General features: G+C 33.6%; 13 protein-coding genes. 1 reads left to right on the forward strand and 12 read right to left on the reverse strand.

The window, feature by feature from the left end:
• Positions 1-135 precede the first annotated feature (135 nt).
• The 10 genes from PHQ99_06150 to PHQ99_06195 form a co-directional block, all read right to left on the reverse strand.
• Entirely contained in the window at positions 136-822 is a 687-nt protein-coding gene (locus PHQ99_06150) for a phosphoribosylaminoimidazolesuccinocarboxamide synthase (GenBank protein MDD4289151.1), read from the reverse strand.
• A gap of 129 nt (positions 823-951) precedes the next feature.
• Positions 952-1,926, reverse strand: coding sequence for an alpha-ketoacid dehydrogenase subunit beta (locus tag PHQ99_06155; GenBank protein MDD4289152.1), 975 nt, complete (start codon positions 1,924-1,926; stop codon positions 952-954).
• On the reverse strand, positions 1,919-2,893 hold the full coding sequence (locus tag PHQ99_06160; protein MDD4289153.1) for a thiamine pyrophosphate-dependent dehydrogenase E1 component subunit alpha: 975 nt from the start codon (positions 2,891-2,893) through the stop codon (positions 1,919-1,921). The genes PHQ99_06155 and PHQ99_06160 overlap by 8 nt, the downstream gene beginning before the upstream one ends.
• A gap of 353 nt (positions 2,894-3,246) precedes the next feature.
• The gene (rlmD, locus tag PHQ99_06165) at positions 3,247-4,497 is read right to left on the reverse strand and encodes a 23S rRNA (uracil(1939)-C(5))-methyltransferase RlmD (GenBank protein MDD4289154.1); all 1,251 of its coding nucleotides are present in this window, start codon (positions 4,495-4,497) and stop codon (positions 3,247-3,249) included.
• Between the two features lie 76 nt (positions 4,498-4,573).
• Positions 4,574-5,650 (reverse strand): hypothetical protein, encoded by a 1,077-nt coding sequence (locus PHQ99_06170; protein ID MDD4289155.1) that lies wholly within the window; start codon positions 5,648-5,650, stop codon positions 4,574-4,576.
• Between the two features lie 45 nt (positions 5,651-5,695).
• On the reverse strand, positions 5,696-6,757 hold the full coding sequence (locus tag PHQ99_06175; GenBank protein MDD4289156.1) for a carbon-nitrogen hydrolase family protein: 1,062 nt from the start codon (positions 6,755-6,757) through the stop codon (positions 5,696-5,698).
• Between the two features lie 119 nt (positions 6,758-6,876).
• Positions 6,877-7,146, reverse strand: a complete 270-nt coding sequence (locus tag PHQ99_06180) for a barstar family protein (GenBank protein ID MDD4289157.1) — start codon at positions 7,144-7,146, stop codon at positions 6,877-6,879.
• Positions 7,147-7,155: 9 nt separating this feature from the next.
• Entirely contained in the window at positions 7,156-7,674 is a 519-nt protein-coding gene (locus PHQ99_06185; GenBank protein ID MDD4289158.1) for a ribonuclease domain-containing protein, read from the reverse strand.
• 139 nt (positions 7,675-7,813) lie between these two features.
• Positions 7,814-8,212, reverse strand: coding sequence for a YbaN family protein (locus PHQ99_06190; protein ID MDD4289159.1), 399 nt, complete (start codon positions 8,210-8,212; stop codon positions 7,814-7,816).
• Positions 8,213-8,616: 404 nt separating this feature from the next.
• Positions 8,617-9,231: an HAD family phosphatase gene (locus tag PHQ99_06195; protein MDD4289160.1), complete on the reverse strand. Its 615-nt coding sequence runs from the start codon at positions 9,229-9,231 to the stop codon at positions 8,617-8,619.
• Between the two features lie 253 nt (positions 9,232-9,484).
• Here PHQ99_06195 and PHQ99_06200 point away from each other — a divergent pair, with 253 nt between their 5' ends.
• Complete coding sequence (locus PHQ99_06200; GenBank protein ID MDD4289161.1) at positions 9,485-10,147, forward strand: hypothetical protein; 663 nt, start codon at positions 9,485-9,487, stop codon at positions 10,145-10,147.
• A 47-nt stretch (positions 10,148-10,194) separates the two neighbouring features.
• Here PHQ99_06200 and PHQ99_06205 read toward each other — a convergent pair whose 3' ends face one another.
• Together PHQ99_06205 and PHQ99_06210 are read right to left on the reverse strand one after the other, a co-directional pair.
• Positions 10,195-10,614 carry a type II secretion system protein gene (locus PHQ99_06205; GenBank protein MDD4289162.1) on the reverse strand — a complete coding sequence of 140 codons (420 nt, stop codon included), beginning with the start codon at positions 10,612-10,614 and terminating at the stop codon, positions 10,195-10,197.
• A 42-nt stretch (positions 10,615-10,656) separates the two neighbouring features.
• Positions 10,657-11,532: an aldo/keto reductase gene (locus PHQ99_06210; GenBank protein MDD4289163.1), complete on the reverse strand. Its 876-nt coding sequence runs from the start codon at positions 11,530-11,532 to the stop codon at positions 10,657-10,659.
• Positions 11,533-11,546 lie beyond the last annotated feature (14 nt).

The raw sequence follows: 11,546 nt of genomic DNA on the forward strand, positions 1-11,546 counted from the left end.
TTTTTTTCTTTTAACTGAAACAATAAGCTAAAAGAAAACTTTCTTTGATTTATAATTGGTTAAAATTATTCTTTATATTTCTACTGCTTTTTGTATTATACTGAAAACTGTAAACTGATAACTGAAAACTTTCTTTTACCCTTCCAGCATCAATCTTTCTAATTCCAGTGGTTCGATGTATTTCCCATCCTTGAATGCTCTCATATTACCACCGGAAATCTCATCAATTAAAATTATCTGTCCGGTATCCTTTAATCTGCCAAATTCCAGCTTGATATCGTATAACTCAATGCCCTTTTCTGCCAATATCTCTTTTATGATATTGCATATTCTTTTGGTCAGATTCTTTAGTGTCTTATACTCGTCTTTAGATAGAATTCCCAGCATATCAAGGGCATCATCTGTTATTAAAGGGTCATTACGCTCATCATCTTTCAGGGTAACTTCAACCAGCCCATCCAGTGGCTGGCCTTCTTTTGTATACAAACCATAGCGTCGCAAAAAACTTCCTACTGCCCTGTAACGACAAATTATTTCAAGGCCTTTCCCAAATACTTCCGCTGCTTTTACAGTCATAGTGGCTTTTTCAATATCAGCATCTATATAATGGGTAGGTATGTTTTTTTCTTTCAGTCTTTCAAAAAACAATTTTGTCAACCTTAAACCTGCCCTGCCGGCTCCTTCCATGGTTAAACCAACAGTATTTGAACCCGGATCAAATACACCATTCTCTCCTGTTACATCATCTTTGAACTTTAACAGGTAATTTCCATCTTCCAGTACATAAACATCTTTTGTCTTTCCCTGATATACAAGTTTCATCTTAAAACCTTCCCTGTATTTATAATTTTAAAATTATTCTATATCAATATTTGTGTTAAGGCAAACATGTTTTAAATTATTTTTCTTTTAGATTTTTATCCTTTTTTAGCTGTCCTTTTACCCGGATACTCAGATGAAAAAATTCAAAATTTCCTTTTTTATTTTCTCTTTAGTTGGAATAACTTCTTTTTCCAGTGTTTCGCTGAAAGGAATCGGGGTATCCAGAGAACCAATTCTTTTTGGAGAACATTTGATATATCTGAAAGACTCTTCTGATTCTGTTACAGCTGTAATTATTTCTGCATGTATTCCACCGGTTGCCGGAGATTCGTCTACAACCAATAACCTTCCGGTTTTTTTTACAGAACTTATAATAGTGTTTTTATCTAAGGGAATCAAAGTCCTGGGGTCTATCACTTCTATGTCTATCTTACTTCTTAACTCTTCAGCTACCTCCATGCAATGGGTAACCATCCAGGAAGTTGCAACTACGGTTATGTCTTTGCCCTCCTTTTTTATTGCTGCTTTGCCAAGGGGCAGTATGTACTCTTCTTCGGGAACTTCGCATTCCTTAAAATAAAGCTGTTTATGTTCAAAGAATAAAACCGGATTGTTATCACGAATAGCACTTTTCAATAATCCTTTCGCATCATAAGCGTCAGAAGGAGCTACTATTTTTATTCCTGGTATATTCATAAACATTGAGTGGACCGTCTGAGAATGCTGTGCTCCTCCGCCAAACCAGCGTGAACCCTCAGGTGTTCTTATTACCATAGGTACTGACCATTCTCCGTTTGACAGATAGTTTATCTTGGCTGCCTGGTTTAAAATTTGATCCATTCCAACCATAATAAAATCCGCAAACATAATTTCTACTACCGGTCTCATGCCTCTCATTGCTGCTCCAACAGCCGTGCCTATAATTGCACCTTCTGAAATAGGAGTATTCCTAACACGGTCTTTTCCAAACTTTTCTACCAGTCCTTTATTTACTCCAAACCCGTATCTTGTTATATCTTCACCGTAAGCTATTACACTCTCATCTCTGTACATCTCTTCATACAATGCTTTTTTCAGAGCTTCCAGGTAGGTAGATTTACTCATTGGCTTCTTCCTCCTGGTAGATATTTTTAGTGACTGTATCAGACAGGGGAAAATCACTTTTAATAGCAAAATCTACCGCTTTATTAATTTCTTCCTGTACCTCTTCTTCTATTTCTTTAATTTCTTGAGAGCTAATGGTATTCATTTTGAGAAGCTCTTTTTTGTATTTTTTTATTGGGTCATGAATCTCTTTCCATTTATTCTGCTCTCCTTCAGGTCTATAGTTACCCAGGTCTCCTGCAGAATGTCCTCTTAGGCGATACACTAAAAATTCAAGCAAGACAGGTCCTCCTCCATTTCGTACTTTCTCAAGAACCTGTTTTGTTTTTTTATAAACCTTGATAACATCAGTTCCGTCAATCGTGTATCCGGGCATATCATAAGCAGCAGCCCGCTCAGAAATTCTTTTTATCTTTTGATGTTCTTCTTTTTTGGTAGCTGCCCCATAATGGTTGTTTTCACAGATATAAATTATTGGTAAATTCCATACGGCAGCCATATTTAATGATTCATGAAAAAAACCAATATTGGTTGCCCCGTCTCCAAAAAAACTTACTGTAACTGCCTTGTCCTTTTTAACCTGGCTAGCCAGAGCTGAACCGGTAGCTACACAGATATTTCCACCAACTACTCCACTTGCAACCGCCATTCCTCTTTTTTTATCAGAAAGATACATGCTCCCACTTCTGCCCCTGTTTGTACCGGTAACTCTTCCGTAACATTCAGAAATTATACTTTTAGGTGATGTACCGCGGGCTAAAAAATGACCATGGTTTCTGTGATTGGAAAAGATGATATCTTTTTCAGAAAGGGCTTCCATTACTCCTGCTGCTATGGCTTCCTGACCATGATAGGTATGAAGGTGGCCGTTTAGTTTACCTTCTCTAAATAATTTTTCGAGTATATCTTCTAATGTACGAATTCTAACCATTGTTCTAAACAATCTTATTTCCTGTTCAATATCCATAGCTACACATATCCGCCTTTTTTTATTAATTTCTTTAAAACATTTTTATTATCTTCAATTATTTGAATAAAATAATGCATAACATAAATAATCTTGTAAATTGTTAACTTTCTATTCATTATTTATTTTATATTTTTGTGCAGTATCATTTTATAAGTATTATAATGCTTAAATAAATATACATTTTTCACTGTTTTATGTCAATAAATGACTCTATATATGTAATTTATAAGTATTTTTACAAATATTCCTGAAAACCAATAATTTTTTAATTTTCTCTCTATTTATAGATTTAAGTAATAATATTAACTCTATATAAATTTATTGCCCCGAAATGCTCTCTTTTTTTTCTATTATTCTTTTTGTTGAAGTGCCACAATATTTTCAATATGGCTGGTTTGGGGGAACATATCAACAGGCTGAACAGCAAACACCTTGTATCCATTTAAAACAAATCGCTTTAAATCCCTTGCTAATGTTCCCGGATTGCAAGATACATATATTATTGTCTCCGGAGAAGCATTGATTATTGAGTCTATAACTTTTGTTTTTAGTCCTGTTCGGGGAGGGTCAATGATTACTCTGTCGAAAGCTTCTTTTAGATTGGGCAAAACATTTTCACAGTAACCGATAGTAAATTTACAATTTGTTATTCCATTTAACTCTACATTTCTTCTGGCATTTTTAATCGCCGGGATGCTGGAATCTATGCCAATTATCGATGAAGCCTTCCCTGCAACATTTAAAGCAAACATTCCTGAACCACAATAAGCATCCAGAACTTTATCCTGCTTATTAATATTTAAATAATTGATAACAGTATTAATCATCAAGTCATACTGCCGGGGGTTTATCTGAAAAAAATCCTCCGCTCCTAATAAAAAATAACACTTTCCTGCTTTTTCTCTTATCAATCTCTCACCGGAAAGCAGTTTAATTTTACCATTCCTTTTCTCGTATATTGTATCTATCTCCTCAGTTAGCCTCTTTTCAGTTTTTTTATCAGAATAACAGTTAATAAATTCAAGGATTGCCTGGTTGCTATTATATGACTGACGCAACATAATTGAACTATTTTCCTGCAGGTTTATTCCTGTAAGATTTTTCCTGATTAGAGCACTAAGGTTGTTTAATTTTGGCAGCAGCAGAGGGCAATCATCAATTTGTATTAATTGCCTGCTCTGGTTTCTGTAAAAACCCATTTTTATATCTTCAGAGTTTTTATTAATGTGCCATACAACCTTATTTCTGTAATTCCATGGTTCCTCTATTCCAATGGTTTCCAATACCTTTACCGGTACTCCGCCTATTCTTTTCACTGCTTCTTCGGTAATATTTTTCTTGAACACCAGCTGTTTTTCATAACTTACATGCTGATAGGAACAGCCCCCGCATTGATAGTAATAAGGACATTTTGGCTCTACCCTATAAGGTGAATTTTTTATAATATTCTTTAAGACTGCCCTGGAATATTTCTTCTTTTCCTCTACAATATCAACCAGTACAATTTCTCCGGGAATAGCATAAGGGACAAAAACTACCTTACCCTCATTCCTGGCTACTCCCTCTCCGTTATGACTGATGCCTTCAATTGTTAATTCCATGTATTTAAAACTCCATAAATTTTATTGCTTATATTCTTCTATATTTTTTTACTGGCAGTACTGCCAAAGATCTTTTTCATGGTAATACAATTTCCGCTACCAGTATCTCTTCTCTATCAGCAGATTCACTTATAACCAGAAAACCATTTTGTGGTTCCAAATCAAAATAATTTTTTAAGTTATCATTATTTTCCCTGCTTATAATGCTTGATTGTCCATAAAAACTAAGATCAAAAAATTCTCCATTCATCATGGGATTAATAGCATATTTAAAATACTGTAATTCACGGGTAAATTTGTAGCTGCTCTCCAGCCACTCTTCCTGCTGCCACTTTTCCCAGAGAACCGGGTTTGCCGAAGGCTGAATTAGTATTTCAGCATCCTGCTCTCTTAACCTGTTAATCACATCTTCTTTGAAGCTATCCAGGCATACAGCTATACCTGTTTTTCCTAATGTGGTATCGAATACTTTTATGTCCTCTATGTTGCCTGCAGTCAGATGCAGCCCTCCCTCCTGTTCCAGTTCCAGCAGATGTACTTTGTCCTGATAACCAACAACTCTTCCGGCAGGGTCAAAAAGATATGAGGTATTGTATATCTCCGGGCTCAAAGGGCCTTCCTGATAAAACACTTCCCCCTGGCTTATCTCATAATGAGGAAGTGGAACAGAACCGGCTACTATATACATCCGATATTTTTTTGCTAAATTACTAAAGGTGTCGAAATATGTTTTGGCAATTTCTTTATTGTAGTAATAGTATAATGCCGGTACCCAGGAAAGATTATACCTTATCCTGTACCAGGCAAGTGGCAACAAGTGTTTCATAGTCATTTTTTTTATTGCCTCTTCAATGGTATGTACCGTACTTAATGTCTCTTTATTTTTCTGGGCAATCAACATCAGTCCTATATCTTCCGGAAAAACAACCAGTGCAGGAAGGTCGGAATTTGTTTTAGTGGCAACCTCTTCCATTAAATTCTCAATCTTTTTTGTAAAGTCCTGTTGTGAATAAAAGTCTTCTATATTAAGTTTCATCTGCACTGCAACCAGCTGACCTTTGCTTTCAGCAGTACCATCAGAAATAGAAGTTGATAGTATGAGTATCGTCATAATTATCAGAAATATAAAGCTAACTTGAGTAGGCTTAAACATTTTTTACTCCTTCGACGGGATATATGTACAGAAATTAACAGCACTTTATTTGATTTCCTTTATCTTGGGTTTAATATTCTCTACCTGTCTCCACACCTCATTATAATCCAGTGCATAGTTAAAATCTTCAACTGCCTGATTTCGCATATGTTTTGTTATATCAAGGTTTCTCATAATCAGAAGTTCTTCTCTGGTTTTAGAAGCCTGGCACATACAGATACCTGAAGGAGACCAAAATCCTGAACCACCTGCAAAAGAATTTCCTGTTCTGTCAAAGACTCCTACACATGTAACTCCAATACTCCAAACCTGGTTATGAGATGCCAGTGCTGCATGTTTTAAATCCCATATATACTGATAGTAATTATCCATTCTTATGTTTAACAAAGGGTATTCCCTGATACTCCCTCTTCGCCAGGCTGCACTATTTATGATTGCATCAACCTTATCATCATATGCATACTTTTCTGCTAAAGAATTGAATACCAAATCATAACAAATATTAATTCCAAATTTTCCGTATTTAGTGTTGACAACCAGTCTCTGGTCATCTCCCCTGTAAAAATACTTTTTTTCAATGGGTGTTAAGAATATTTTGTCATAATAACAACTCAGATATTCATTATCCTGCCCGATTACATAAGTGGTATCATATAGCTTTTCTCCGTTTTGTCTGATATTATTAAATATTATTAGATTTAAGCCATCTTCAGTCATTAGACTCCTGAAATATTTTATCAAATCCGTTACAAGAGGTCCGTCTGTTACACACTTTTTAAGATTATTAAAAACTTCCTCTTTATTTTCATTTTCCGGATCCCAGACATAACCGCTTACAGGTAATTCCGGTAATACCAGAACATTAACTCTATTTTGTGCTGCTATTTCAACAATAGTTTTAAGTCTTTGTATGTTATAGTCTATATCCATACCTGAGGGATTTATATTTGCCAGCATGAATGTGGGCAAATTCTCAGTAACTGAATAAGTTCTATCCACTATTACAAAACCCTTTACTTTACTGTCTAAACCGAATATTTCTCCTTCAGGATTATTTTTTCCAAATGTTTTTTTCTCTTTATTCTTTTTATTTTCTATATAATACATCTATTTTTTCTCCATATTATAAATAAGGCAATAAAATGATTTGCATATTTATTTGTTTATTCTTTTTGAAAGACGCTAAATAAATATTAAGGGTTTTACCCTAATATTTTGCAGGTCTTTTAATAGATATTAACTTCTATTGAGCCATTTTCCCGGGAGATTTCCCGGAAGAGTTTGATAATCAATTTTCCATAAGAACCCAGGTTTTCTATTATCTTGTCTGAATAATAAATATTGATTTTTTTTTGAGAAAAGTCTGTTGATAGACAATCCCACAGCGCATCTAAATTATTACCATAATATTCGGGCAGTGACAGCTTCTCTTTTAAATACTCATGAGTTGTAACTTTGTCTGTCATTCTATATCCGTTTAGCCGTATTTCTATCATCTTAATCCCCTAATATAATCTCTCAAAAGTACTATAGTGGTCATCTGTATAAAAAATGAGTCCATCATTGGAATACACAATACGTTCGGCTCCCCGGTATCCTCCGTGATAATTGATATCACACTCGTAATATCGACGACCTTCTGCTTCCGGCAAAAGCCCTTCCCTGTTGTAAAATCTATCACCACCAATTGATTTTTTGTCAGTAACATCCCAGAGGTTCCCTTTGGAATTATCCCAGCCTAAGTCCCGGGCATCACTTTTTGTAATGAAATTTTGCGGGAGTTCTTTAAATTTATAAATATAGTCAGCCACTTCTTCTTTTGTGGAATAACTCAATCCCTCTTCTATTTTTATTTTACCAGACTCAGAATTTGTGTTTGGGGTTTTTCCATCTTCAGAAATAGCTGTATTAGATAAATTTGCCGGTTCTTCCTTTTTAGCTGATTGACATCCTACCAGGACTGCAAAAACAATAAATACCAATAGGATTGTCAGCAATTTTTTCCATTTTGTAATTGAATACATCTTTCCTCCCTGTATTAATCTTCCCAGGCCTATATTCTATATTTATTTCAAAAGCTTTGTATTTTACATAATTTGCAAATAAAAAAACTTATACATAAACATTATCTACCAAAAATACTTAATTTTTTAAAATACATCTCTACGATTTAAAAGTTTTAATTGTGACGATATGCAGAGTGACAGCCGCTGCAATAAACAACAATAACACTTTCACATAATAATCATCAACTATAAAAACAGATAATAATATGGTAAACCATAACGCAAAAATAGTCCATAATTTTACTGTGAGAGAAATACCTTTTCCTTCCCGGTAATTTTTAATATAATTACCAAACCATCTATTATGCAGAATCCAGTAATAAAATCTCTCTGAACTTCTTGCATAAGAAGCAGCAGCCAATAAAAAGAAGGGAGTGGTAGGTAAAATGGGTAAAAAGATGCCAACTACACCAAAACCAACAAAAACTGTTCCCAGTGCAATTAATGTCCCTCTTACAATCTTGTTAGATGTTTTTCTAATATTAATACTCCTCAATTTTAGTAATATTCAGGTTAACAAAAAGATTCAAGGCATCTACAAAGATTTGGCTTTCATAATTGTAGATGCCTTTATTGTTTTCTTAATAATCTTTTTTATTTTTATACCTCTTTTTACTTAAATCTTTTTAAACTAAATTATTAACACTACTCAAAATTATTACAAATAATATAACAGGAATCTATGAATCGCTTCTTCATTCATCTTATTTTTTATTATACTTTATATCCAGTTATAAATATATAGTGAAATAATTGCTCTTATTTAATGGTACTATATTCAAAATTAAGACTTTTATTTCTTATTGAATCCTTTACTGATGATACACAAAAAAATCTAAGAAATTACCAATTAAAGTGATAAAAATTATTCAGAAACTTTTAAAGCTATATTTATCATAATTACCTGATAAATATATACTCATTTTCTATTATTTCTCTTATCTCATGGCAATTAGTAAATTTTATAGTATTAATCCCCATTTTTTGTGCAGCTATGATGTTTTCTGTAGAATCATCTACAAACAATATTTGCTGTGGATTCATATTCAGGTCTTCCAGGCAAATCTCATATATTCTCGGATGGGGTTTAGCTACTTTTTTCTCACAGGAAAATATCTTTAAATTAAAGTAATCTAACCAATACATATTACCTATTTCCTGAAGTGTATCAAAAGTCATATTTGATAACAAAGCTAATATCGATTTATCCTTAATGGACTGAATATAGGAAATAGTTTCGTCATTAATATCCAGCCAGCTTTTCACATCATATTCAATTATTTTTTTGAAATCGGTTTGGCTGACCTGTTTCCCGATTAAATTTACTGTTTTCGTCCAGTATGTTTTTGCATCGATTAGCCCGGTGTCATAATCTTCCCTTTTTTGTGTATATAATGATTGGAATTCATCTAATTTAATATTTAAAATCCGGCAGATTTTTTTAATATATTTTATATTTTGTCTTTTGCTTATTACCCCGCCAAAGTCAAAAACTATGCACTTTATTTTTTTCACTTGAACCCCCTATTGTCAAAGTTTACCGAAAAAATTAAAGTCTGTTTGTTTTTATAACAATTCTAACATATATAATATAAAAATTTTATTTTACAATATCTAACTCCAATTGTTTGACTTTACAGCTGTTAAAGCTATAATGTTTAGGATATACATTTTTGATATTCTCAACTATTTAATTATTATTAAACCTATATATAATAGATAAAAAATTTATAATATTTTTAAACTAAATTTTCCTGAAAGGTTTTACATGAAAGATATCTATCAAAGAATAATTCGCTTAATGTGGGGTCTTTTTCTGTACTCTTTCGGCATTCTACTCACTGTAAACGCCCATATTGGATATGCCCCCTGGGATGTTTTGCATGTAGGAATTGCAGATACTGTTGGTTTGACAATTGGCTCTATCTCAATTCTACTTGGAATTTTTATTGTCATAATAACAGTTTTGCTTGGAGAAAAAGTAGGATTGGGCACTATCTGTAATATGATTTTTATCGGTTTATTCTTTGATAGTATTTATGCACTAAAAATTATACCGGTTCCTGAAAATACTTTTTTAGCAATAGTTATGCTAATCACCGGATTGTTTATTATTGCCTTTGCCACGTATTTTTATATAAGTACCGGATTTGGAGCAGGTCCCAGGGACGGCCTGATGGTTGCCCTTGCCAGAATAACCAAACTCCCTATTGGCATATGTCGCGGTGTGATTGAGTTTATGGCTGTGGTCTCCGGATGGCTCCTGGGAGGAATGGTTGGAATAGGTACCGTCCTGGCTGCGTTCGGAATTGGTTTTTGTGTCCAGATTACATTTTATTTTCTAAAATTTGACGCTACAAAAGTTGAACATGAAACAATAGCTTATACTTACAGAAAATATTTTAAGAAAGAAATCTTTCAGAGTAAATAAACAGTTGTAGCTGATTCAAAAGACACTTATAACTCTATTTTAAATGGTTATTTTTCCACTATAAAAGCTTCACCAAGCAAACCATCAAAACCATACCCTTGAATATAAAAAGTGTCCTCTTTTAAAATAATTTGTATCTGACCCGGGGTATCAGCTTTTTCCGGAAACCAGTCTGCTTTATCCATTGCTATTTCAGTAAACGGATCGTATAATCCGGCTTTTTTAGAAAGATTTACTGCATCAACAATACTAATATCTTCAGTAATAACTGCTCCTTGTAATAAATTATAGATTGCTAATGTATTAGCCTGAACTATTGTATTTTTTGCCTTATCCTTTGTTATATTATTTTCAGGACTTTCCTGTTGATTAAATCCATAATATTTTAATCCTATCAAGCTCGATAATCCTATAATAGCCAGCACCATTACTATTGTAATTAAGGTAAAACCTTTTTTGTTTTCCATAATTAATTCTTATTTACCTGCCTATTTATTAAGCTTTAATAGTTAAACATTTGTGGGCATTGGATAAAGTTTCCCTCCATGTGTCTGAAGAAAAGATTTCAATCTCTCCTGTTCAGCATTGGATATATTATATGATCCGTGGCAATCTTCAACTAAATCAAGGCATTTTTTCAATAGTCTTTGATCTCCGGGAGAAACAGCAGTATCAATATCTTTTGATAGAGTAAATTTTAATGCCAGTCTGGCTAATTCATCATTATCGTACAAAGGTTTATACCAGGTCGCATATCCATCTTTTGCTTCATTTTCTTTCCACTGTCTCTGAGCCATGGCTTTGATTGCAATTATCCCCTTATTTGTTTCACGAGCTTTTTTAATAACCGCTTCACCCTGGTTATAATTTAGCCAGTAATTCCAGTTAACAGGGAACATTACGGTATCAAAATCAAAAAGCTCCATCAGTTTTAATGCATACTCTTCACTATGGGCAGAAAACCCAATATAGCGGACAAGGCCTTTTTCTTTGGCTTCCAGTATAGCCTCTAATGCACCACCGGGTTCAATGGCTTTTTTCAGAGAATCTTCATTAATGACTTCATGCAGTTGATATATATCAAAATAATCAGTTCTTAATAAATTAAGAGAATTTTCTATATCTTGTCTAACTTCATCTTTTGTCTTATCCGGTTCAGTTTTACAGGTTAAAATAATCTGTTGACGATAATTTTCAATAGCTGGACCAAGTTTATTCTGGGAATCTCCATAAGTAGGGCCAACATCAAATAAATTAACACCTCTTTTAATTGCTTCAGAAACTGCTTTCTTGACCTCTTCTTGCTGCATATCTCTAGCCATTACCCCTCCAAAGGAAATAATAGAAACCTTAAGGCCGGTACGTCCCAATTTCCTATACTCCATTGTTAATACCTCCT

It is taken from the genome of Atribacterota bacterium (assembly GCA_028703475.1).
In the GTDB taxonomy this organism is placed as follows: domain Bacteria; phylum Atribacterota; class Phoenicimicrobiia; order Phoenicimicrobiales; family Stramentimicrobiaceae; genus JAQVMU01.

Bases quoted from the DNA above. Each gene is read 5' to 3' on its own strand.
- PHQ99_06150 (MDD4289151.1), bottom strand. From the start codon at position 822: ATGAAACTTGTATATCAGGGAAAGACAAAAGATGTTTATGTACTGGAA.
- PHQ99_06155 (MDD4289152.1), bottom strand. From the start codon at position 1,926: ATGAGTAAATCTACCTACCTGGAAGCTCTGAAAAAAGCATTGTATGAA.
- PHQ99_06160 (MDD4289153.1), bottom strand. From the start codon at position 2,893: ATGGATATTGAACAGGAAATAAGATTGTTTAGAACAATGGTTAGAATT.
- rlmD (MDD4289154.1), bottom strand. From the start codon at position 4,497: ATGGAATTAACAATTGAAGGCATCAGTCATAACGGAGAGGGAGTAGCC.
- PHQ99_06170 (MDD4289155.1), bottom strand. From the start codon at position 5,650: ATGTTTAAGCCTACTCAAGTTAGCTTTATATTTCTGATAATTATGACG.
- PHQ99_06175 (MDD4289156.1), bottom strand. From the start codon at position 6,757: ATGTATTATATAGAAAATAAAAAGAATAAAGAGAAAAAAACATTTGGA.
- PHQ99_06180 (MDD4289157.1), bottom strand. From the start codon at position 7,146: ATGATAGAAATACGGCTAAACGGATATAGAATGACAGACAAAGTTACA.
- PHQ99_06185 (MDD4289158.1), bottom strand. From the start codon at position 7,674: ATGTATTCAATTACAAAATGGAAAAAATTGCTGACAATCCTATTGGTA.
- PHQ99_06200 (MDD4289161.1), top strand. From the start codon at position 9,485: ATGAAAGATATCTATCAAAGAATAATTCGCTTAATGTGGGGTCTTTTT.
- PHQ99_06205 (MDD4289162.1), bottom strand. From the start codon at position 10,614: ATGGAAAACAAAAAAGGTTTTACCTTAATTACAATAGTAATGGTGCTG.
- PHQ99_06210 (MDD4289163.1), bottom strand. From the start codon at position 11,532: ATGGAGTATAGGAAATTGGGACGTACCGGCCTTAAGGTTTCTATTATT.